Source organism: Leisingera sp. UBA4491 (genome assembly GCF_002388965.1).
Lineage (GTDB): Bacteria > Pseudomonadota > Alphaproteobacteria > Rhodobacterales > Rhodobacteraceae > Leisingera > Leisingera aquaemixtae.
Genome location: NZ_DGNN01000022.1, coordinates 62,901 through 84,973, shown reverse-complemented (window position 1 = coordinate 84,973; position 22,073 = coordinate 62,901). Strand labels below are relative to the sequence as shown.

Genomic DNA, 22,073 nt, shown 5'->3' with positions numbered 1-22,073 from the left:
AGCCCTGGCAGCACAACACTTGCGGGAGGATATTTCATGTACACAGACGCAGTTGCAGCAGGCGGCCTGGCGGTGGTGACAGGCGGTGCCAGCGGGGTTGGATTTGCGGCCGCCGAACGCTTTGCCCAGGCCGGGCTGGGGGTGGTGCTGGCCGACCTGCCGGGCGACGCGCTGGAGCAGGCGGCAGAGCGCTTGCGCAGCGTCGCTGCGGCGAACGCGCCGGTGCTGGCGGTTCCAACGGACGTCAGCAAGCCGGAGGAGCTCGCGGCGCTGGCCGATGCCGCTTTCGACGCGGGCGACGTGGCGGTGCTGATGAACAACGCAGGCATCGCCCGCCTCTCCGGCAGCTGGGAAAACCCGGACGCCTGGCGCGCGATGATCGAGGTGAACCTGTTTGGCGTGCTGAACGGCGTGCAGGCCTTTCTGCCCCGGATGATCGCCGCCGCGCGCCCCGCGGCGGTGGTCAACACCGGCTCCAAACAGGGCATCACCACACCGCCGGGCAATCCGGGATACAATGTCTCCAAGGCGGGGGTGAAGGTGCTGACGGAGATGCTGGCCCACGATCTGCGCCAGGCGGAAGCGCCAATCAGCGCGCATCTGTTCGTGCCCGGCTTCACCTATACCGGCATGATCGCCAGCGTCATGCCGGAAAAACCCGCCGCCGCCTGGACCTCCGGGCAGACGGTGGACCATCTGCTGACCCGCATGGCAGCGGGCGATTTCTATATCCTCTGCCCCGACAACGACGTGACCCCCGAGCGCGACCAGCGCCGGGTCGCCTGGGCCCTGGGCGACATCCTCGAAAACCGCCCGGCCCTGTCGCGCTGGCATCCCGATTACGCGGACGCCTTCGCCGCATTCGAAAAATCCTGACCCGTACATTCCAGCCAAGGGGAGGCCCCAGAACCATGGCAATTTCATTGAATCTCAACGGCCAGACGCATCAGGTGGAGGCCGAACCCGGCACCCCGCTGCTGTGGGTGATCCGCGATGAGCTGAAGCTCACCGGCACCAAGTTCGGCTGCGGCGTGGCCGCCTGCGGCGCCTGCACCGTGCATCTGGACGGCGAGCCCGTGCGCTCCTGCCAGACCTATGTGGAGGACGCCGAAGGCGCCGAGATCACCACCATCGAAGGGCTGGACTCCAAGGTGTCCAAGGCCGTGCAGGACGCCTGGGTGGAGCTGGACGTGGTGCAATGCGGCTATTGCCAGTCGGGCCAGATCATGTCCGCCGTGGGCCTGCTGAGCGAAAACCCCAAGCCGACGGTTGAGGAGATCGACGATTACATGGACGGCAACGCCTGCCGCTGCGCCACCTACCAGCGCATCCGCGCCGCGATCCAGCGCGCATCCGAAATGATGGAGGCCTGATATGACCCTCACCACCTCCCGCCGCGGTTTCCTCGCCTCCGCCGCCGCCGCTGCCGCGGTCCTCTATGTCGGCGTCCGTCCGAACGGCGCGCTGGCGGCCGGCGCCGCGCCTGCGCAGCTGAACCCGTTTGTGAAGATCAGCGCCGACGGCACCGTCACCGCCATTATCAAGCACTTCGAGAAGGGCCAGGGCCCGGCCACCGGCCTCACCACCCTGATCGCCGAGGAGCTGGGCGTTTCGATGGAGGACATTCGTTACGAATTCGCCCCCTCCGATGCCGCGCGCTATGCCAACCTGGCGTTCGGGCAGATGCAGGGCACCGGCGGCTCCACCGCGATGGCCAATTCCTTCATGCAGTACCGCCAGGCCGGGGCCGCCGCGCGCGAAATGCTGATCAAGGCCGCCGCCGAAGCCTGGGGCGCAGACGCCGCAGCGCTGAGCCTTGAGGACGGCATCATCACCGGCGCAGGCCAGTCGGCGCCGATTGCGGAATTCGTTGCCGCCGCCGCGCAGATGGAGGCCCCGGCAGAGCCGCGGCTGAAGGACCCCAGCGCATTCCGCCTGATCGGCAACCCGCAGGTGAAGCGGAAGGACTCGCTGCCCAAGACCAATGGCACCGCGATGTTTGCGATGGACCTGCATCTGCCGGGGCAGATGGTTGCCGTGATCCTCCGCAGCCCGCGCATGGGCGGGCTTGCCAGCGGGTTTGACGATACCGGCGCCATGGCGGTCAAAGGCTACATCCGCGCCGCCGTCCTGCCCAACCAGGCGGGCATCGCAGTCTATGCCGAGAACACCTGGGCCGCGTTCCAGGCCCGCGACGCGATCACCGTGGACTGGGATTTTTCAAACGCCGAACACCGCAGCTCGGACCAGATCCGCGAGGAACTGCTGGCCGCGGTGTACGCCGAGCCGGAATTCAACGTGACCGGCGCGGACCACGCCGCCACCACGGAGCAGATCAAGGGCGCGGCGCAGGTGGTGGAGCAGACCTTCTACTTCCCGCTGCTGGCGCACGCGCCGATGGAGCCGCTCACCTGCACGATCGAGGCCGACGCGGACGGCGGCGTCACTCTGCACGACGGCTGCCAGTTCCCCAGCGGGCCGCATATGGCACTGGCGCAAATCTTCCAGCTGCCGATGGACAAGGTGCGCATCAACACGATGTTCGCCGGCGGCTCCTTCGGCCGCCGCGCCACGCCGACGGCCGATTACCAGGTGGAGGCGGCGCTGGCCTTTGCCCTGACCGACCGCACCCGCCCGGTGAAACTGGTCTGGTCGCGCGAGGATGACATCACCGGCGGCTATTACCGCCCCGCGGTGGCGCACCGGGTGCGGGTTGGTCTGGACGCGGAGGGCAATATCACCGGCTGGGACCACCGCATCGCCGCGCAGTCGATCCTGAAAGGCACCGCGTTTGAGAGCATGATGGTGCACGGCGGCGTCGATCACAGCTCGGTCGAGGGCGCGGCGGACACCCCCTACAGGATCCCGGCGCAGTTCACCGGCCTCAGCGACGTGGCCAAGGCCACCCCGGTGCTGTGGTGGCGCTCGGTCGGGCACACCCACACGGCCTATGTGATGGAGGTGATGATGGACGAAGCCGCCCGCGCCTCAGGCCGCGATCCGGTGGACTTCCGCCTGGCCCTGCTGGAGGGCGGCGGCGCCGATCAGCAGCGGCTGGCCGGGGTGCTGAAACTGGCCGCGGAGAAGGCCGGCTGGGGCAGCGCGCCGGAAGGCCGCAGCCAGGGCATCGCTGTCCACAAGAGCTTTGGCAGCTATGTGGCCGAGGTGGTGGAGGTCTCCGGCAACGCCGGGGACGGGGTGAAGATCGAGAAAGTCACCTGCGCGGTGGATTGCGGCATCGCGGTCAACCCGGATGTGATCAAGGCGCAGATGGAGGGCGGCATCGGCTATGGCCTGGGCCATGCGATGCGCAACCAGATCACCCTGACCGAAGGCGTGGTGGACCAGTCCAACTTCCCGGATTACGAGCCGCTGCGGATCGGCGACATCGGTGCCATCGAGGTGCATATCGTGCCCTCTGCCGAAATGCCCACGGGGGTTGGCGAACCCGGCACCCCGCCCGCGGCCCCGGCGCTGGCCAATGCCATCGCGGCGGACGGCCCGCGGGTGACAGAGCTGCCGATGGTCCTGAACGGAGTCAGCTTCGCCTGAGCCTGCCCCGCGCCGGGCAAGGGATCCGGTGCGGGGAAATCCTTTTTAGTACAAGGGCTTAACAACCCCGCGTCAAACCAGACCCATGGCGATGGCGGACTGCGGGGTGATGCCGAGATCGGCAAACCCCGCCATTCCCTCGCCCACCGTGTTGTCGTGTTCCATCAGGGCGATCTGCGCCCGCGTCACCGGCGGCTGCGGCAGCAGCGACAGCGGCACCGCCCCCGCCCGCCATAGCGCAAAGGGCACCGGCAGCAGCAGGCGGCGGCGTCCCGACAGCACCGCCAGCCGCCGCAGGATTTCCCGGTAGGTGAACACATCCGGCCCGCCCAGCTCAAACACCTTGCGCGGCGCCCGCGCGCCATCCAGGAGGCGGCAGACCGCCTCTGCCACATCGCCCGCCCAGACCGGCTGCAGCCGCGTGCGCCCGCTGCCGAACAGCGGGATCACCGGCAGGCGGGCGACGATCTTCTGCAGGTCGCCGAAAAAGGCGCCGCTGCGGCTGAACATCACGCTGGGCCGCAGGATGACGGCGCCCGGAAAGACGCTGCGCACGGCGGCCTCGCCCTCGGCCCGGGCGCGCACATAGGCCGAGGGCGATTGCAAGCTGGCGCCGATGCCGGAGATATGGACCAGCCGCTGCACCCCGCCGTTCCGCGCCAGCCGGGCGATCCGGCGGGCGCCCTCGGCATGAACGTCCTGAAAGCTCTGCTGGCGGGTCTCGGCGTAAAAGCCGATGCAATTGACCACGGCAGCGGCGCCCTCCAGCGCCCGGGCCAGGGTGTCCGGGTCCGCCAGATCCATCCCCACCAGCCGGACCCCGCGGTCCCAGCTGCCGGGGTAAGAGGCCGCGGCCTCCGGAAACCGTGTTCCGGCGCTGACCGGGCAGCCGCGGTCCTGCAGCCGGCGCACCACCCGCTGGCCCAGAAACCCGGTGCCGCCAAGCACGATCACATTCCGCTCGCTGGTCTTCATGGCGCATAGCCCCGCGTAAGCCTGCGTCAGCGGCGCAGGCCTTTCCCGGCCCGGGTCCGCCCCAGGCCTGCCCGCCCGGCAGCAACCGCCCGGCGGACCATTCCATCGCAGCGCTACCACATAGCGCGGCCGCCCGCCCGCGCCACCGGCGCCAGCAAATGCGCCGCCCCAGCGCCATCGCCAGCCCGCACGCGGCGCGGCAGGCGGCGGCAAATTGTCAGCTGACAACTCCGGTAAAATTTTAGGCACCCCGCCAGGCTGCCGCGCGGTCAGGGCGGGCTGCCCGGGCACCGGCCTCAGACCGTCAGATCCTCCAGGATCCGGTCCATCATCGCATCGCAGGTGGCCAGCTGGCTCAGCTCCAGATACTCGTCCGGCTGGTGCCCCTGCCCCGCCATCGACCCCGGGCCGCAGACCACAGTTGGAATGCCCAGCCGGTCAAAGACCCCGGCCTCGGTGCCAAACGCCACCTTGGTGCAGCCGGGGCTGCGGGCCAGGGTGCGGGCATAGACCGCAACCGGGCTGTCCGGCGGCGTGCCGAGGCCGGGATAGGCGCTGTCCAGCGCCACCTCGATGCAGGCCTCCGGCGCCGGGTAGCGGGCAGAGACCCGGTCCGCCGCCGCCCGGATGCGGGCCATTATGTCCTCGGGCCGGTCGGCGGGCAGATGGCGGTATTCAAACGCCAGCTCAGCCCGGTCCGGCACGATGTTGAGCGCACTGCCGCCAGAGAGCGTCCCGGCATGAACCGTGGTGTAAGGCACATCATAGGCCGCATCCCGCGCGCCATGGGCGGCGAAGTCCGCCTGCAGCGCGCGCAGTTCCGCCAGGAAATCCGCCGCCAGATGCAAGGCGTTGGTGAATTGCGGCGCCAGCGCCGAATGGCCGCTCCGGCCGCGGCAGACGGCCCGCAACGCGGCCTTGCCCTTGTGGCCTGTGGCCACCTGCATCTGCGTCGGCTCGCCCACGAAACAGGCGCGCGGGCGGCCCGCCAGCGGCGCCAGCCGGTCCAGCATCTGCTGAATGCCAACGCAGCCGATCTCCTCGTCATAGGACAGCACGATCTTCAGCGGCGCCTTCAGCTCAGCCGCCGCCGCCCGCCCGGCCAGCGCCAGCACGCTCGCGGCATAGCCCTTCATGTCGGTGGTGCCGCGGCCATAGACGCGCGCGCCCTCACGGGTCAGGCGGAAGGGATCGCGGCTCCACGCCTGCCCGTCCACGGGCACCACATCGGTATGCGCCGACAGCAGAACCCCCGCCCCCGCCGGGCCGGTTTCGGCATAAAGCCCGGTCTTGCGGCCGCAGGGCGACGGCAGGCGCGTCACCCGAAAGCCATGCCCCGTCAGAACATCCTGCGCATAGGCGGCCAGGTCCAGGTTGGAGTTGCGGCTGACCGTGTCAAAGGCGGTCAGCCGCTCCAGGATCTCCAGCGTCCCGGCAAGGTCAGTCAAGCCGGAACCCGATCTTCAGCGCGACCTGATAGTGCGCGACCTTGCCGTCCTCGACATGGCCGCGGATCTCGCCGACCTCGAACCAGCTGATGTGGTCGATGGTCTTGGCGGCCCGGGCAATCGCGCCGCTCACCGCATCCTCGATGCTGCTGGCGGAGCTGCCCACCACGTCAACCGTCTTGTAAATTGCGTCACTCATCACGTTTCTCCTCACTCTGCGGCCAGCCCGGCAATGGCGCGCGGCACCTGCGGCGCGCCGCCGGTGCCGGCCCGTTCAGCGCCAGCCAGTGTGACGGATTTGCTGCCTGCGTCCAGCCATTCCGCCTCAAAGGCCCCGCGGATGCCCCCGTGCTGCGGCCTATCGCGGCGGCGGCGCGGCCAGACCCGGCAGCGCGCCGTCCGTCACCAGCTCCGCGCAGTGACCGGCAAAGGCGCGGATGGTGCTCGACTGCTCCGCATCCGGTGCCATCAGCAGCCCCATCCGCATCGGGCGCAGATCCCCCTTCAGCGGGATGAACCTCAGCGGTTTGCCATCCGGCGACCGGTCGTTGACCGGGCGGATATTGGCAATCGAATAGCCATAGCCATTGGCCACCAGGCTGCGCATCACCGCCATGTCGCGGGTGCGCTCCGCCACGTTGGGCGTGATCCCGGCCTGCTGGAAGAACGACAGGAAATAATCCGCGCTGAACGGCAGATCCAGCAGCACCATCGGATGCGCGCAGAGCGCCTCCACCGTGACCTCCGGCAGATCCGCCAGCGGATGGCCTTCGCCCGCCAGCGCATAGGGCGGCAGCTCCGCCAGCGGGATGAAGCGCAGATCGGCCGGAATATCCAGGTCGTAGGTCAGCGCGATGTCCAGCTCCGCCCGCCGGAGGCCGCTGAAGATCGCCGCCTGATCCAGCTCGATCTGGCGCACGGCCACCTCGCCGTAACGGTCCTCGAAGCTGCGCCGCACCGCAGGCAGCACCACCTGGGCAAAGGTCAGCAGGCAGCCGACCGCCAGCGGCCCGCGCACCTGGCCGCAGATGCCGTCTGCGATTTCGGCCATGCGGGCGGCCTCGCGCAGCACGCAGCGGGCCTGCGCCAGCATCACCCGCCCCGCCTGCGTCAGCGCCAGCCCCTGCGCGTGGCGGCGGACAAACAGCGGCACCCCGAATTCCTGTTCCAGCTGCGCAATCGCCGCCGAGATCGAGGGCGAGGACACGTTCACCTTCTCCGAGGCCAGCGCGATAGACCCCGCTTCCCCCACGGCGGCGAAATACTCCAGCTGGCGCAGCGTGTATCTGACAGGCAAGGGCAGGCTCTCCCGGGGCTGGGCGGATCAGGGCGCATCCTTGATCCGGGCGGTTTTCAGCGCAGTCTACGTCCGCGGCAGGGGCAAGGACAGGGGCCGCGCGCGCCCGCACAGCCCCGCCCCCGCCGCCGGTCACTCGTCGCCGGGCACGCCGTAGGACGGGGCCGCCCGCGGGTCGAGCGCGCGCTGCACATAGGCGTCCAGCTGCGGGCTGTAGATATCCCAGGCGGCGGCGACCGCCTCCACCGGGCAGTCCTCGCTCCAGTCGCAGCGCAGGTCGGCCACCGGCCAGCTCACCTTGCCGACCAGCTTCAGGCCCGCCGAATGCACCGGCCCGGCCTCGCCGCCCGCCGCCAGCCCGGCGCGCAAGGCCGCAATCAGCCGGCCGCCCAGATGCCCTTCAGCCGCCTGAAACCCCTCCACGATCGCCTGGCACACCCCGTCATTGGCCAAAAGATTGCCGCCCGAGGCCACGTCCCGGCCCTCTGCCTGCGCCCAGATCCCCAGCGCGTTCGCCCCGGAATGAATGGCGGTGCCGCCTGCGCTGTCCACCACCAGCACCTGCCGGTATTCCATGAAGCTGCCGCGCCGCTGCACTTCCTGCAGGGCCTCAGCCGCGCTCAGGCCCTGTCCCATCAGGTCCAGCGCCAAGGGCCCGAGGCTGGGGTCGGTCACGTTCTGGCTGGCCGCCGCGCCGGTGCCCGCCCGGGCAAAGGAACAGCGCGCCGCCACCGCTGGCGACGACGACGCGATCGCCACCCCGAACATGCCGCTGTCCGCACAGCGCGCCACAAGCGAAAATGTCATCGTCTCTCCTCCTCACCAGCCGCTGGAGATGATCCGTTCTTCATCTGGCCGGAAATATCCTCGGGGGTGAATTGAGCCGCAGGCTCAAGAGGGGGCAGACAGCCCCCTTCGCGCTTCCGGATTAGTCCGGAATGACCGCCGTGGCATCGATCTCCACCAGCCACTCGGGCCGCGCCAGCGCCTGCACCACCAGCCCGGTGCTCACCGGATACACCCCTTTGATATATTCGCCCATGGTGCGGTAGACCGCCTCGCGGTGGCGCACGTCGGTGATATAGACCACGACCTTCACCAGATGCTCCATCGAGCCGCCGGCCTCCCCGATCAGCTGCCGGATGTTCTGCATCACCTTATGGGTCTGCTCCGCCGGATCGTGGCTGCCGATATTCCTCGCATCATCGAGGTTCTGCGGGCACTGGCCGCGCAGATAGACGGTCTTGCCGCCATAGGTCACAACCGCCTGGCACAGGTCGTTGTCCAGGTTCTGTTCCGGGTAGGTGTCCCTGGTGTTGAACTTGCGGATGCGGGTATGGGCCATGGTGTTCTCCTGTCATGACGGCGGGCGGGCGGGTGCGGCGGCTGGGGCGCAATCCGCCCTCAGGCCTGCTCCGCGCCGCGCCCGGCAGGGCCGCGGTAGCTTTCATAGTGGCGCTGGATGGCGATCTGGTCCGCCACATGGCTGGCATCATGCCAGACGCCCCAGATAAAGGTCGAGCCGCGCCGCGACTGCCAGGGCAGGCCCAGGAAATAAACCCCCGGCGCGCGCGACACCCCGCGCTGGTGCTGCGGGCGGCCCTGATCGTCAAACGCATCCGCCTTCAGCCAGGAGAAATCCTGCCGGAAGCCGGTCGCCCAGAGAATAGTAGTGATGCCCTGCGCCTCCAGGTCCAGCGTGCGCAGCGGGCGGGTCAGGCACTCCGGGTCGGGGAAGGCCGCGCGCGCCTGCGGCTCCTCCGGCAGATCAAGGCCGTTGCGCGCCGCATAGGCATCGGCGCGGTCGAGGATCTTCAGGTAATCGGCATCGCCATTGGCGATGTTCTGCTGCAGGTCGCCCGCAAAGGCCAGCACCCCGCCCTCAAAGGCTTCGGTCATCCCCAAGAGGGTCACGCCCTCGCCCGCCAGACGGCGGAAATCCATCGTCCGCCCGCCATAGGCGCCGCTGACGGAGATCGTCACGTGCTGCCTGCCCGGGTCCTGCGCCGCCACGTCCCACAGGCCCAGCACCCCCAGCCACCAGACATAATCGCGGCCGCGGTACCGCCGCGGCGGCCGGTCGTGCGGCCCCACCGACAGATAGACCTTGCGGCCCGCGCGGTTCAGCTCATCGGCGATCTGCGCGCCGGAGGAACCCGCCCCCACCACCAGCACCGCGCCGTCCGGCAATTGCCCGGGGTTGCGGTAGCGGAAGGAGTGCAGCTGATGCACGCCCGCCGCCTGCGGCACCAGCGGCGGGATCACCGGGTGCTGAAAGGCGCCAGTGGCGGCGACGATGCGCTGCGCCTCGATCACCCCGTCCGAGGTCTCCACCCGGAACCTGCCGCAGCCGTCGAGGCGTTCTGCCTTCAGCACCTCCACCCCGGTGCGGACCGGCGCGCTGATGCGTTCGGCATATTCGGCAAAATACTCTGCCACCCGGTCCTTGCCCGCAAACGCCTCCGGGCCGGTGCCGGTGAATTCGAGATTGGGAAAGCGGTCATGCCAGGCCGGTCCGTTGGCGACCAGGGAATCCCAGCGGCCGGTCCGCCAGGCCTCGGCGACGCGGTTCTTTTCCAGCACCAGATGCGGCACGCCGTTGCGGCTCAGATGCTCGCTCATGGCGATGCCCGCCTGGCCTGCGCCAACCACCAGCGTGTCAACCGTTTCTGCCGCCATATCCGCCCCCCTGCGATCCCGCGCGGGCTGCTGCCCCGCCGCGCTGTCCCGGCAGCATTTCCACATCACAGGGCCAAGGCAAAGAAGTGCATGGCGAACCGCTGCTTCGCTTGAGGCTAAGCAAGGAGTTTTCGCTGCGTTCAGGGCCTTGCGGGACATCCGCAGCACAGCCCGCCCCGGCGCACGGCCGTCAGCGCATCACAAAGGGGTCCGGGATCACCTCATCGCTGGTGCGCAGCCAGACCGTCTTCACCCTGGTGTAATCCAGCGCCGCCTGCAGCCCGCCCTCGCGCCCGTGGCCGGACAGCCCGTGGCCGCCAAAGGGCGCAACCGGGCTGACCGCGCGGTAGGTGTTGACCCAGACAATCCCGGCCCGGATGCCCCGGATCATCCGGTGCGCCCGGGTCAGGTTCTGGGTGAACACGCCCGAGGCGAGGCCGAAGGCAGTGCTGTTGGCAATCTCCACCGCCTCCGCCTCGGTGCCGAACTCCACAACAGACAGGACGGGACCAAAAAATTCGGTGCTGAGGCAGGGCGCCCCCGGCGCGTCAGAGCAGTCCAGCACCGTGGGCGGGAAATAGAACCCCTCCCCCTCCGGCACGGTGCCGCCGGTGATCAGCTTCGCACCCGCCTCGACCGACGCCGCGATCAGCCGCAGCGCATGGCCGCGCTGTTTGAGGGTACAAAGCGGCCCTACTTCGGTCGCCATGTCATCCGGCGCGCCGATGACCACCGCTTCGGCCTTTTCCTTCAGCCGCTTCAGAAACGCATCCTTGATGCCCCTCTGGATCACCAGCCGCGATCCGGCAACGCAGCTTTGCCCGGTGGCGGCAAAGATCCCCGACACCTGCGCATTCACCGCGCTTTCCAGATCGGCGTCGTCGAACACGATGAAGGGCGACTTGCCGCCCAGCTCCAGCGAGGTGGAGGCGAGGTTTTCCGCAGAATTGCGCACAATATGGCGTGCGGTCTCCGGTCCGCCGGTGAAAGCGACATGCGCGACCGAGGCGTGGCGGGTCAGCGCCGCCCCCGCCTCCGGCCCGCCGGTGATCACGTTCAGCACGCCGGGCGGAAAGCCCGCCTGATCAAAGATCCGGGCAAATTCCAGCATCGGCGCGGGACCGTCCTCAGACGCTTTCAACACCACCGTGCAGCCCGCCGCCAGCGCCGGGCCGATTTTCACCGCCGACAGGAACAGCTGCGAATTCCACGGCACGATGGCGGCCACCACCCCCACCGGCTCGCGCCGCAGCCAGACCTCCATGTCCGGCTTGTCGATCGGCAGATGCGCGCCCTCGATCTTGTCCGCCAGCCCTGCGTAATAGCGGTAGTAGTCCGCCACATAGGCGATCTGGGCCGAGGTTTCGCGAATGATCTTGCCGGTGTCGCGGGTTTCCAGCTCCGCCAGCCGGGGCGCGTTTTCCGCCACCAGATCCGCCAGCCGCAGCAGGAGCTTGCCGCGCTGGGTGGCACTCATGCCCGCCCACTCGGGTGAGAAGAATGCAGTCTCCGCGGCCCGAACCGCCCGGTCCACATCCGCCGCCGAAGCGCTTGGCATCCGTGCCCAGGCTTTGCCGGTGGCCGGATCGAGGCTGGCAAAGGTCTCGCCTGCGTCCTCAAACGCCCCGCCAATATACTGCTGGAAGGTCTGCATCTGCCGCTCCCTTATTGAAACGCCGGCATCACTTGCGCGATGAACCGCTCTAGCGAGGCTTTCTTGCGTTCGAAACTCATGCTGGAGTCGATCCAGAACGAATATTCATCATACCCCAGCGCCTCGTATTTCTTCAGCCGCTCGATCACCGCCGCCGGTTCGCCGATCACCAGATCGCGCTCCATCGCCTCGGGCGAGTAGAACGGATGGGCTGCGATTTCCTCATCTGAAAGCGGGTCGATCAGGCCCTGCGACACGTCCCGCTGGTTCATGAACCATGCGCCGAAGTAGCAGTAGAAGCGGTTGAGTTCCTCCGCCCCGCGTTTCACGTCCGCGGCGCTGTCCGCCACATAGGTGTGCTGCAACAGCATGATCCTGGGCCGCGGCACGTCACTATGCTTGGCGCAGGCGTCGTTGAACTTGCCCATCAGGTCGGCAATCTCCTCGTCGCCTTTCCACAACGGTGTCACCTGCACATTGCAGCCGTTGGCCACGGCGAACTCGTGGCTGTTGGGATCGCGCGCCGCCACCCAGACCGGCGGGCCGTTTTCCTGCAGCGGCTTGGGCGAAGAGGTCGCCTTGGGGAAGGAGTGGAACTCCCCCTCCTGCGCGTAATCGCCCTGCCACAGGCCCTGCACCGCCGGGATCAGCTCCCGCATCCGCTGGCCTGCTTCCCAGGCGTCCATGCCGGGCATCATCCGCTCGTATTCGAACGAATAGGCGCCGCGCGCGATGCCCAGATCCAGGCGGCCATTGGTGATGATGTCGGTCATCGCCGCCTCGCCCGCCAGCCGGATCGGATGCCAGAACGGCGCAATCACCGTCCCCGTCCCCAGCCGCACGTTCCGGGTGTGCCGCGCCACGTCGATGAGGTTCAGGAACGGGTTCGGCGAGATGGTGAAGTTCATCCCGTGATGCTCACCCGTCCAGACCGCGTGCATCCCGCCGTCATCGGCGATTTTGCACAGCTGGATGAATTCGTCATAGAGCTGCTTCTGGTCGTCCGCCGCGGAAATCCGCTCCATATGCGCAAAGAGGGAAAACTTCATGCGCCCTTGCTCCCTGTGGCAACGGGCCGAACCTGCCCGCTGGTCTGATTGCCGTAATACACCCCGAAATTGCCCATCCGGCTTTCACTGGCGAACCGTTCCAGCATGGTGCAGACCGCCGCATCGGCGATGTCCATCAGCGTGGATTGGGTCAGCGCCGTGAAGACCCCCTTGGCCGGTGTGCCGCCGGCCGACTGGCACAGGAACGAGATGTGCTGATGTTCGCGCGCCTTGTCCTCGAAGACGGAATAGATGAACCCCGGCTCCGCCGCGACGCCGGTTTCCGCGATCAGCCGGGCAAGCGCGGCTGAGGCGCCCTCCTTGCCGACCCGGGTTTCCGGCAGCGTCAGCTTGCCCTGGCCGTTGCCCATGAGCAGCACCTTGCCCTCATGCTCGATCAAGGCCGAGACGATCAGCTTGGCCCCCTGGCTCAGCGCCTCCGCCTCTGCCGCCGCCGTCACATAGGCGCCGCGGGCATATCCCAGCCCCGGCGCGGGCGAGGTCTCAAACGCCTCGACCCGGCCGATCAGGATCAGATGGTCGCCCGCCTCCACCCGGTTGTGCATGGAACAGTCGAACCAGGCGGAAACGCCCGCGAACACTGGGCTGCCCTGCGGTCCCTTTTGCCAGCTCACGGCAGCAAAGCGGTCCTCCACGGGGCGGGCGAAGGTGTTGGAGACATCCTTCTGATCCTCCGCCAGCACATTGACGGCAAAGCCTGCGGCCTGTTCGAACGCGGCATAGTTGCTGGAGGAATTGGCGATGCAGACCAGCACCAGCGGCGGGTCCAGCGAGACAGAGGTGAAGGAATTGGCGGTAAAGCCGATGGGGTTTCCGTCCGGATCATGCGCTGTCACCACGGTGACGCCGGTCATGAAGGTGCCAAAGGCATTGCGTAAGGATCTCGGGTCAAGGTCGCTCATGACGGCTCCTCCTCCTCGTTCAGCCAGTCCCGCAGGGCCGCGTTGACTTCTGCGGGCGCGGTCAGGTTGACCATATGCCGGTGGCCTTCGATGACAACCGCCCTGCCCCGCGGCGCGGCCTGTGCCATCGCCTCGGCCATTTCCGGTGTCGAGTTCGGGTCGCCATCGCCGGTCAGCGCCAAGAGCGGGCAGCGGATGCCGCCGAAGCCGTCCGCATAGGTGCTGTCGCCGCGGGCAAAGGCAGTGTAAGCGGCCGCGTAGCCTGCAAGGTTCACAGCCGACAGCCATCCGGCAACTTTCACCCGCGCCGCTTGGTCTGCGGCGCTCTCCCCGAACCACCGCGCCAGCGGCGTTTCCAGATCAAAGCTGCCCGCGCGGATTTCGGCGGCGCGCGCCTCCACCGCAGCCCGTGCCCCGGCTGAGCGGCGGAACACCCCGTTCAGCAGCGCTACGCGGGCCGCATTCTGAGGATGGCAGACCGCATAGCCGCCGGCAATCAGCGCCCCCATGGAATGGCCCGCCAGCGACACCGGCCCCAGGTCCAGCGCCGTCAGAACTTCATGCAGCCAGGCCACATAGTCCGGCAGCTCCGCGCCCTCCGGCAGCGGCGCGCTGCCGCCGTGGCCGGGCATGTCCAGCGCGATTACTTCGTGAGAGTTCGAGAGCGCCTCAATCTGCGGCCCCCAGGCCGCCGCCTGCATGCCAACCCCGTGGATCAGCACCAGCGGATCGCCACGCCCCGCCCGCTGGCAGGTGACGGTGCCGTAAGGCTCAGACAGCGGCAGGGTTGTCGGCGTCATGGCCCAGTTCCTTCAGGTCCTGATAGCGGTCGCCGATACGGTGATGCGGCCGCCCGCCGATGGAGGCGCCAAGCGCGATCACGATCTCATCCGGGCCGGGCGCATCGGCCACCGACAGCTGGATGGTCAGGTAATGGCTGCGCCGCCCGCCGTCGTTCTTGTCCATCAGCGGGATCTGCAGCGAGGCATTGGCCGGCCCGCGGGTGTTGGTGAAGGCGAGGTAGGATTTCGCGCCCACCGCCTCGCGGAAGTGGTTGCCGAAGCGCAGCGTGTGGATCAGGGCAGAGGCATGCTCCACCTCGCCATTCACACCGACAATGGCGGATTTGCCGTAGCCCTCAACCTTGCCGCCGCCGCCAGCGGCCTCCAGGATCATCGCGGTCAGCCTGGCCCCCAGACCCGGCGCGCAGTCGTGGATGGCCGGGCGCAGATCCTCGACAAACCCCTGCCCCGCCCAGGGGTTTTTGATCACCGCCACCGCGGCAATCATTTTCAGCGGGGTCTCAGCTGGTTTGCCGCCCTCGATCAGGGTCTCTTCGACATGCAGCAGCGTCTTGCGGATCTCGGCGGGCATGGGCGGGTCTTTCCTGTCTGATTCCAGTTGCCGTAATATGGTATACCATCATACAGTATGTCAATGCAGCCTTGTTCCGACCTGCCCCTGTTGCTATCGGAGGTCCCATGACCAGTCCCGTTATGAGCAAGATCGACCACCCCCCGCAGACCCTGCGCGACATCGTGCAGGAGCGGATGCGCGAGGCGATCATCTCCGGCCAGTTTGCCCCCGGCGCGCGTCTGGTGGAGCGGCCCCTGTGCGACCAGCTTGGCGTCAGCCGCACCGTGGTGCGCGAAACCATCCGCTATCTGGAGGCGGAGGGTCTGGTGGAGATCCTGCCCGGCAAGGGGCCGATCGTGGCGCAGCTCAGCTGTGAGGACGCGCGGCAGATCTACGACATCCGCCAGATGCTGGAGACCGCCGCCGCCACCGAATGCGCCAGGAACATCACGCCAGCGCTGGCGGAGCAGCTGAAGGCCGCGCTGCTGGAGCTGCAAGAGGCGGTGGCGGCAGGCGTGCCCGGCCCGATGCTGCGCGCCACGACGGAGTTTTACCGGATCATCTTTGCCGGCGCCGGCCACACGGTCGCCTGGGAGATCGCCCAGCGTCTGAACGGCCGCATCAGCCGGCTGCGGGCGGTGACGCTGTCAACTGCCGAGCGGCAGAAACCCGGCCCCGCCCATATGCAGGAGATCTGCGCCGCCATCGTATCAGGCGATGCCAAGGCCGCGCAGGCCGCCATTGAACAGCATCTGAGTGACGCGAAACACACTGCCGAGCGGCTGCTGAAAGAGGGGTAACCGATTTCCTGCGAGGAAATCGGCCATGAAAAATCGATTTTTCATGGCTGAAATCCGCGCCGGATTTCAGCCCGCGGGCCGCTTGCCCCGGCAGCTAAGCCTCAGATCCGCGGCGGCTGAGACGGATCGGCGCGGAAGGGTTTCAGGCTGTCGACAAAGGCGTCCAGGAAATCCAGCGCCAGCAGCGAGCGGCTGCCCGACACCGGCCGCAGGATCGACAGCCGGTGGTGCAGCTCCGGAGCAAACGGCACGATGGCAATCCCCTGGCCGCGGAACTGCTCGGCGTCCAAGGCGCTCACCACCGAAGCGCCCTGCCCCTGGCTGATGATGATGCAGGCGGTGGAGAACTGGCGCACCTCGATCCAGCTGTTCAGCTCCACCCCGTCTTCGGAAAACGCCTTGTGCAGCTTGCGGTAAAACGGGCTGTCGCGCCGGGTGTGGATGATCTTGCGGTCCCGCAGATCGCGGGGCGTGATAACATCCTGTTCTGCCAGCGGATCCGCTTCGGGCAGCACGCAGACGGTGCGCATCGGGATGTCGATGTTTTCCACCGCCGGATGGGCGGCAAAGCCGTCGGTGATGCCGCAGTCATACTGCTCGCCGATGATCCACTCCAGGATCCGCTCCGGCCGGTCCGGCTCCAGCGTCAGCCGCACGCCCGGGCGGTGCTCCAGGAACCGGGCCAGCAGCTTGGGCAAAAGCGCCGTGGCAAAGCCCGGCAGGCAGGCGATGCGCAGATGCCCGGCGGTGCGCTCGGTCAAGTCGCGGTTGAGTTCTTCCAGGTGGTTCAGGCTGTCGAACACGCGCCCCACCTCGGACAGCAGGTACCGCGCCTCGCTGGTGGGAATCAGCACACCGTCCTGGCGGGTGAACAGCTCCACCGCCACCGATTTTGAAAAATCCGAAAGCAGCCGGCTGGCGGCTGGCTGCGAGATTCCCAGCGTCTCCGCCGCACGGGTGACAGAGCCGCTGCGGGCCACGGCCTGAAAGGCCTCCAGCTGTCTGAGACTGAATTTCAAGGGATTAGCGGCCTTCGGCTGGGGGTGAACACGCGGCGGCATAACATGATATTATGATTCTTGTCAAAAAACTTTTGCTTGAATTATTCCCTTGGCCGGACAAAAGCTTTTGCAGAACAAAACTGGGAGAGAAGATTATGTCCGTTAAATCCTTGCTCTGCGCCTCGGCCGTTCTGGCCGTTGCCGGCAGCACCGCATTTGCAGAAACCGAAATTCAGTGGTGGCACGCCATGGGCGGCACCAATGGCGAGCGCGTCAACAAGATTGCCGAAGATTTCAACGCCACCCAGGACGATTACAAGGTCGTGCCGGTTTACAAGGGCAACTACACCGAGACGATGACCGCGGCGATTGCCGCCTTCCGCGCCAAGGAACACCCGCAGCTTGTGCAGGTCTTCGAGGTCGGCACCGCCACCATGATGTCCGCCAAGGGCGCGATCTACCCGGTCGAGCAGCTGATGAACGACGCGGGCGAACCGTTTGACGGCGACGCCTTCCTGCCCGCCGTGGTCTCCTACTACGAAACCCCCGAGGGCGAGCTGCTGTCGATGCCGTTCAACAGCTCCACCCCGGTGCTGTGGTATAACAAGGACGCGCTGGACGCGGCCGGCGCCGAGGTGCCCGAGACCTGGGACGAGGTGAAAACCGCCGCGCAGAAGCTGGTCGATAACGGCATGAAATGCGGCCTGTCCTTCGGATGGCAGTCCTGGGTGATGATCGAGAACTTCTCGGCCTGGCACAACCTGCCCACCGGCACCCAGGAAAACGGCTTTGCGGGCTTTGACACCGAACTGACCTTCAACAACGACAAGCTGGCCGCGCGCCTGGATGATGTCGCGTCGATGGGCAAGGACGGCCTGTTCGTCTACGGCGGCCGCCGCGGCGACAGCCTGCCGCTGTTCACCAACGGCGAATGCGGCATGTGGATGAACTCCTCGGCCTATTACGGCTCGATCAAGGATCAGGCCGGGTTCGAATTCGGCCAGACCATGCTGCCGCTGGACACCAAGGTGGCCGACGCGCCGCAGAACTCGATCATCGGCGGCGCCACCCTGTGGGTGCTGGCCGGCCACGAGGAAGAGGAATACAAAGGCACCGCCAAGTTCCTGACCTACCTGTCCTCGCCCGAGGTGCAGGCCTGGTGGCATCAGGAGACCGGGTACGTGCCGATCACCACCGCCGCCTATGAGCTGTCCAAGGAGCAGGGGTTCTATGACAGCAACCCGGGCACCGACACCGCGATCACGCAGCTGAGCCTGAACACGCCCACCGCCAACAGCCGCGGTCTGCGCTATGGCAACTTCGTGCAGGTCCGCGACGTGATCAACGAGGAGCTGGAAGCGCTGTGGGGCGGCGAGAAAACCGCGCAAGAGGCGCTGGACGCGGCGGTTGAGCGCGGCAACGACCTGCTGCGCAAGTTCGAGCGCACCGCGAAGTAAACCACTCTGACACATCCGGCCCTGCCGCCCTCCCCCGGGCGGCAGGGTCATTTTCCTGATCGGGGTTCCTCATGCTCAAACGGGTGCATTTCCCAACCTCGGCGCTGCCCTACCTGCTGGTGGCGCCGCAAATCGCCATCACCCTGGTGTTCTTCCTCTGGCCCGCCAGCCAGGCGATGTATCAGTCGTTCCTGATCGAAGACGCCTTTGGCCTTGGCACCGAATTCGTCTGGTTCGAGAATTTCGAGGTTCTCGCCACCGATCCCCACTATCTGGCCAGTTTCCAGCGCACCGCGGTGTTCTCGCTCCTGGTGGCGGCGCTGTCGATGGGCGTTGCGCTGATCCTCGCGGGCTTTGCCCAGCGGGTGGTGCGCGGCGCCATGTTCTACCGCACCATGCTGATCTGGCCCTATGCGGTGGCGCCGGTGCTGGCGGGCGCGCTGTGGGTGTTCATGTTCAACCCCACCCTTGGCATCTTCCCCTATTTCCTGGAATTCGCGGGCATCACCTGGAACCACTACCTCAATGGCACCCAGGCGATGGCGCTGGTGATCCTGGCCGCCGCGTGGAAGCAGGTGGCCTATAACTTCCTGTTCTACCTTGCCGCCATGCAGTCGATCCCCAATTCCGTGATCGAGGCCGCCGCCATCGACGGCGCAGGCCCGGCGCGGCGGTTCTGGACCATCATCTTCCCGCTGATCTCGCCCACCACGTTTTTCCTCTTGGTGATCAACATGGTCTATGCGTTTTTCGAGACCTTCGGCATCATCCACGCGGTCACCCAGGGCGGCCCCGGCACCTCCACCACCATCCTGGTCTACAAGGTGTTCAACGACGGCTTTGTTGGCCTCGACCTCGGCGGCTCCGCCGCGCAGTCGGTGGTGCTGATGGTGCTGGTGATCGCCATGACCGTGGTTCAGTTCCGCTTTGTTGAAAGAAAGGTGGCTTACTGATGGTCGAAAACCGCCCCCTTACCGCCTTCCTCACCCATCTGGTGCTGATCCTTGGCGTTCTGGCGATCGCGCTGCCGGTGTGGATCACCTTTGTCGCCGCCACCCACGACCAGCTGCGGATGAACCAGGCGCCGCTGCCGCTGTGGCCCGGCGATTATTTCCTGGTGAACATGAAGCAGACCCTGTTCGGCTCCGGCCTCAGCGGGACCGAAACCGCGCCGGTCTGGCTGATGCTGCTGAACTCATTGGCGATGGCGCTGATGATCTCCACCGGCAAGATCGCGATTTCGCTGCTGTCCGCCTTTGCCATCGTCTATTTCAAGTTCCCGTTCCGCATGACCTTCTTCTGGATGATCTTCATCACCCTGATGCTGCCGGTCGAGGTGCGGATCCTGCCGACCTTCGAGGTGGTCGCCAACCTCGGGATGCTGAACAGCTACTGGGGCCTGTCGGTGCCGCTGATCGCCTCGGCCACCGCAACGTTCATGTTCCGCCAGGTGTTCCTGACGGTGCCGGATGAGCTCTTGGAAAGCGCCCGCATCGACGGCGCCGGGCCGCTTAGGTTCTTCTTCGACATCCTGCTGCCCTTATCGCGCACCAACATCGCGGCGCTGTTCGTGATCCTGTTCATCTTCGGCTGGAACCAGTACCTCTGGCCGCTTTTGATCACCACAGACACCTCGATGACCACCATCGTGATGTCGATCAAGCAGATGCTGGAGGCGGCAGAGCAAAGCCCGCAGTGGAACATCATCATGACCACGGCCCTTCTGGCGATGATCCCGCCGGTGTTTGTGGTGATCGCAATGCAAAAGCTCTTTGTGCAGGGCTTGACGGAAACCGATAAGTAAGGCGCCCCGAATAATGGCTGATATTCAACTCAAAGACCTGGTGAAATCCTACGGGCCGACCGAGGTGCTGCACCATATCGAAGGCGACATCCGGGATGGCGAGTTCATCGTCATCGTCGGCCCCTCCGGCTGCGGCAAGTCCACTCTGCTGCGGATGGTGGCGGGGCTGGAAAGCGTTACCTCCGGTGAAATCTCCATCGGCGGGCGCCGGGTGAACGAGCTGGAACCCTCGGCGCGCGACATCGCCATGGTGTTCCAGAACTACGCGCTTTATCCGCATATGTCGGTGCGCCAGAACATGGCCTATGGCCTGAAGATCCGCAAACTGCCGAAGGACGAAATCAACCGCCGCGTCGAGGAGGCGGCGGAGATCCTGGAGATCAAACAGTACCTCGACCGCAAGCCGCGCCAGCTGTCGGGCGGCCAGCGCCAGCGGGTCGCCATGGGCCGCGCCATCGTGCGCGATCCGCAGGTGTTCCTGTTCGATGAGCCGCTGTCCAACCTCGACGCCAAGCTGCGGGTGCAGATGCGGCTGGAGATCCGCAAGCTGCAGCAGCGGCTGGGGGTCACGTCGATCTACGTCACCCACGATCAGGTCGAGGCGATGACGCTGGGCGACCGGCTGATGGTGCTGAACGGCGGCTATGTCGAACAGTTCGGCACCCCGATCGAGCTTTATGACCGCCCGGCCTCGGTGTTTGTGGCGGGGTTCATCGGCAGCCCGGCGATGAACTTCTTCCCGGCAGAGATCCGCGGCGGCCAGGCCGCCCTGCCCGGCGGCGGCATGCTGCCGGTGGCCTCCGCCCATTCCGGCACCGCCACCCTGGGCCTGCGCCCCGAACACCTGATGCAAGACCCCGCTGGCCCGATCGCCATCGAGGTGGAGCTGCTGGAGCAGCTGGGCGCCAACACCCTGATCCACGGCCGCCTGCCGGGCACCGATCTCAGCATCACCGCCAGCGTGCCGGGCCATGCCAATGACGGCACCGGCAGCATCCGCCGCTTCTCGGTGGCGCCGGAGCTGACCCATCTGTTCGATCCCGCCACCGGTAAACGTCTGGAGGACTGATGCAGTACCCCCAGATCCCCGCCTTCGCCGCCCGGCCCGGCGTGATCCGCCTGATCGGCCACCGCGGCGCCCGCGGCGTCTTGCCGGAAAACACGATGGAAGGCTTTGCCTTCACCCTGGCCGCCGGGGTGGAGCTGCTGGAGCTGGACGTGACCGCCACCCGCGACGGCGTCCCGGTGATCACCCACAACCACCGCCTCACCCGCTCGATGATCCGCGGCGCCGATGGCTGCTGGCTGCAGGGGGAAGAGCCGAAGGTGTCGTCTCTGACTTACGCCGAACTGCAGGCCTATGACGCGGGCGGGCTGGACGGCAGCAGCACCTATGGCCGGCGGTTCCCGGATCAGGCGTTTCTGACAGGCGTGCGCATACCCCGGCTGGCGGACCTGCTGGCGCTGCTGCAGCGGCCTGAGCATCACAACGTGCATCTGCTGCTGGAGATCAAATCCGATCCGGACCTAATCGGCGACACCACCGCGCGCCGCAAACTGGTGGAGGCAGTGGTGTCGGAGGTGCGCAAGGCCCATATGCAGCCGCGCACGGTGCTGCACAGTTTCGACTGGGACCTGCTGGCGGAGTGCCAGCGGATCGCGCCGGAGATGCCTGCCTCCTTCCTGACCCAGCTGCCCGACAATGCCGATGACCCGGGCGAGGATTCCTCCAAGGCGGTGAACCCGGTGGCGGGCTGCAGCGCTTTGGACCTGCCGGACCGGGTTGCCGCTGCCAAGGGCCAGTTCTGGTGCCCCTATTTTCTGGACATCACAGCAGACGCGCTGGCCCGCGCCCGCGCGCTGGGGCTGGTGACGGTGGTCTGGACGGTGAATGAGCCGGAAGACATCGACCGGATGATCGCCCTAGGGGTCGATGCGATCTGCACCGATTACCCGGGCCGGGTGCAGCGGCGCTTGCTGATGCACGGGCTGCACTGGCGCACAGACTAAACAAAGCCGTTTCCCTGCAAGGGAAACGGCCATGAAAAATTGGATTTTTCATGGCTGAAATCCGCGCC

General features: G+C 66.9%; 22 protein-coding genes. 9 read left to right on the top strand and 13 right to left on the bottom strand.

From position 1 onward, the window contains the following. Positions 1 to 36: 36 nt before the first annotated feature. From B2P87_RS12250 to B2P87_RS12240, 3 genes are read left to right on the top strand one after another with little or no spacing between them, the layout of a single operon-like run. Entirely contained in the window at positions 37 to 876 is an 840-nt protein-coding gene (locus B2P87_RS12250; RefSeq protein ID WP_141889099.1) for an SDR family NAD(P)-dependent oxidoreductase, read from the top strand. 35 nt (positions 877 to 911) lie between these two features. Beyond that, positions 912 to 1,373: a (2Fe-2S)-binding protein gene (locus tag B2P87_RS12245; RefSeq protein WP_141889098.1), complete on the top strand. Its 462-nt coding sequence runs from the start codon at positions 912 to 914 to the stop codon at positions 1,371 to 1,373. A 1-nt stretch (position 1,374) separates the two neighbouring features. Beyond that, positions 1,375 to 3,552 (top strand): xanthine dehydrogenase family protein molybdopterin-binding subunit, encoded by a 2,178-nt coding sequence (locus tag B2P87_RS12240; protein ID WP_141889097.1) that lies wholly within the window; start codon positions 1,375 to 1,377, stop codon positions 3,550 to 3,552. Positions 3,553 to 3,624: 72 nt separating this feature from the next. Here B2P87_RS12240 and B2P87_RS12235 read toward each other — a convergent pair whose 3' ends face one another. The 12 genes from B2P87_RS12235 to B2P87_RS12180 form a co-directional block, all read right to left on the bottom strand. Further along, positions 3,625 to 4,527: a complex I NDUFA9 subunit family protein gene (locus tag B2P87_RS12235; protein WP_141889096.1), complete on the bottom strand. Its 903-nt coding sequence runs from the start codon at positions 4,525 to 4,527 to the stop codon at positions 3,625 to 3,627. 296 nt (positions 4,528 to 4,823) lie between these two features. Continuing rightward, a complete protein-coding gene (argE, locus tag B2P87_RS12230) occupies positions 4,824 to 5,975 on the bottom strand; it encodes an acetylornithine deacetylase (RefSeq protein WP_141889095.1) in 1,152 nt (383 codons plus the stop codon). Next, positions 5,968 to 6,174 (bottom strand): dodecin, encoded by a 207-nt coding sequence (locus tag B2P87_RS12225; RefSeq protein WP_058284809.1) that lies wholly within the window; start codon positions 6,172 to 6,174, stop codon positions 5,968 to 5,970. Before B2P87_RS12225 ends, argE begins: the two co-directional genes overlap by 8 nt. 159 nt (positions 6,175 to 6,333) lie before the next feature. Next, positions 6,334 to 7,272, bottom strand: coding sequence for a LysR family transcriptional regulator (locus tag B2P87_RS12220; RefSeq protein WP_141889094.1), 939 nt, complete (start codon positions 7,270 to 7,272; stop codon positions 6,334 to 6,336). A gap of 132 nt (positions 7,273 to 7,404) precedes the next feature. Then, on the bottom strand, positions 7,405 to 8,079 hold the full coding sequence (locus B2P87_RS12215) for a DUF1028 domain-containing protein (protein ID WP_141889093.1): 675 nt from the start codon (positions 8,077 to 8,079) through the stop codon (positions 7,405 to 7,407). 121 nt (positions 8,080 to 8,200) lie between these two features. Further along, complete coding sequence (locus tag B2P87_RS12210; RefSeq protein WP_141889092.1) at positions 8,201 to 8,617, bottom strand: RidA family protein; 417 nt, start codon at positions 8,615 to 8,617, stop codon at positions 8,201 to 8,203. Between the two features lie 59 nt (positions 8,618 to 8,676). After that, positions 8,677 to 9,951 (bottom strand): flavin-containing monooxygenase, encoded by a 1,275-nt coding sequence (locus tag B2P87_RS12205; RefSeq protein ID WP_141889091.1) that lies wholly within the window; start codon positions 9,949 to 9,951, stop codon positions 8,677 to 8,679. A 190-nt stretch (positions 9,952 to 10,141) separates the two neighbouring features. Then, the gene (locus B2P87_RS12200) at positions 10,142 to 11,605 is read right to left on the bottom strand and encodes an aldehyde dehydrogenase (RefSeq protein ID WP_141889090.1); all 1,464 of its coding nucleotides are present in this window, start codon (positions 11,603 to 11,605) and stop codon (positions 10,142 to 10,144) included. Positions 11,606 to 11,616: 11 nt separating this feature from the next. Next, positions 11,617 to 12,654, bottom strand: a complete 1,038-nt coding sequence (locus tag B2P87_RS12195) for an LLM class flavin-dependent oxidoreductase (RefSeq protein WP_141889089.1) — start codon at positions 12,652 to 12,654, stop codon at positions 11,617 to 11,619. Further along, complete coding sequence (locus B2P87_RS12190; protein ID WP_141889088.1) at positions 12,651 to 13,577, bottom strand: flavin reductase; 927 nt, start codon at positions 13,575 to 13,577, stop codon at positions 12,651 to 12,653. The genes B2P87_RS12195 and B2P87_RS12190 overlap by 4 nt, the downstream gene beginning before the upstream one ends. Continuing rightward, a complete protein-coding gene (locus B2P87_RS12185) occupies positions 13,574 to 14,377 on the bottom strand; it encodes an alpha/beta fold hydrolase (protein WP_141889087.1) in 804 nt (267 codons plus the stop codon). Before B2P87_RS12185 ends, B2P87_RS12190 begins: the two co-directional genes overlap by 4 nt. Then, a complete protein-coding gene (locus tag B2P87_RS12180; RefSeq protein ID WP_141889086.1) occupies positions 14,349 to 14,951 on the bottom strand; it encodes an amino acid synthesis family protein in 603 nt (200 codons plus the stop codon). The genes B2P87_RS12185 and B2P87_RS12180 overlap by 29 nt, the downstream gene beginning before the upstream one ends. A gap of 107 nt (positions 14,952 to 15,058) precedes the next feature. Here B2P87_RS12180 and B2P87_RS12175 point away from each other — a divergent pair, with 107 nt between their 5' ends. Further along, positions 15,059 to 15,733, top strand: a complete 675-nt coding sequence (locus B2P87_RS12175; RefSeq protein WP_141889085.1) for a GntR family transcriptional regulator — start codon at positions 15,059 to 15,061, stop codon at positions 15,731 to 15,733. A gap of 101 nt (positions 15,734 to 15,834) precedes the next feature. Here the strand turns inward: B2P87_RS12175 and B2P87_RS12170 are convergent, their stop codons facing one another. Further along, positions 15,835 to 16,752 carry a LysR substrate-binding domain-containing protein gene (locus B2P87_RS12170; protein WP_141889084.1) on the bottom strand — a complete coding sequence of 306 codons (918 nt, stop codon included), beginning with the start codon at positions 16,750 to 16,752 and terminating at the stop codon, positions 15,835 to 15,837. 137 nt (positions 16,753 to 16,889) lie between these two features. Here B2P87_RS12170 and ugpB point away from each other — a divergent pair, with 137 nt between their 5' ends. The 5 genes from ugpB to B2P87_RS12145 all read left to right on the top strand — a co-directional run bounded on the left by ugpB (position 16,890) and on the right by B2P87_RS12145 (position 22,005). After that, positions 16,890 to 18,191 carry a sn-glycerol-3-phosphate ABC transporter substrate-binding protein UgpB gene (gene ugpB / locus B2P87_RS12165; protein WP_141889083.1) on the top strand — a complete coding sequence of 434 codons (1,302 nt, stop codon included), beginning with the start codon at positions 16,890 to 16,892 and terminating at the stop codon, positions 18,189 to 18,191. Positions 18,192 to 18,262: 71 nt separating this feature from the next. Then, positions 18,263 to 19,144 carry a sn-glycerol-3-phosphate ABC transporter permease UgpA gene (gene ugpA, locus B2P87_RS12160; RefSeq protein ID WP_058284797.1) on the top strand — a complete coding sequence of 294 codons (882 nt, stop codon included), beginning with the start codon at positions 18,263 to 18,265 and terminating at the stop codon, positions 19,142 to 19,144. Next, complete coding sequence (gene ugpE, locus B2P87_RS12155; RefSeq protein ID WP_141889082.1) at positions 19,144 to 19,995, top strand: sn-glycerol-3-phosphate ABC transporter permease UgpE; 852 nt, start codon at positions 19,144 to 19,146, stop codon at positions 19,993 to 19,995. The genes ugpA and ugpE overlap by 1 nt, the downstream gene beginning before the upstream one ends. Positions 19,996 to 20,008: 13 nt before the next feature. Further along, on the top strand, positions 20,009 to 21,064 hold the full coding sequence (locus tag B2P87_RS12150) for a sn-glycerol-3-phosphate import ATP-binding protein UgpC (protein WP_141889081.1): 1,056 nt from the start codon (positions 20,009 to 20,011) through the stop codon (positions 21,062 to 21,064). Continuing rightward, complete coding sequence (locus tag B2P87_RS12145) at positions 21,064 to 22,005, top strand: glycerophosphodiester phosphodiesterase family protein (protein ID WP_141889080.1); 942 nt, start codon at positions 21,064 to 21,066, stop codon at positions 22,003 to 22,005. Before B2P87_RS12150 ends, B2P87_RS12145 begins: the two co-directional genes overlap by 1 nt. Positions 22,006 to 22,073 lie beyond the last annotated feature (68 nt).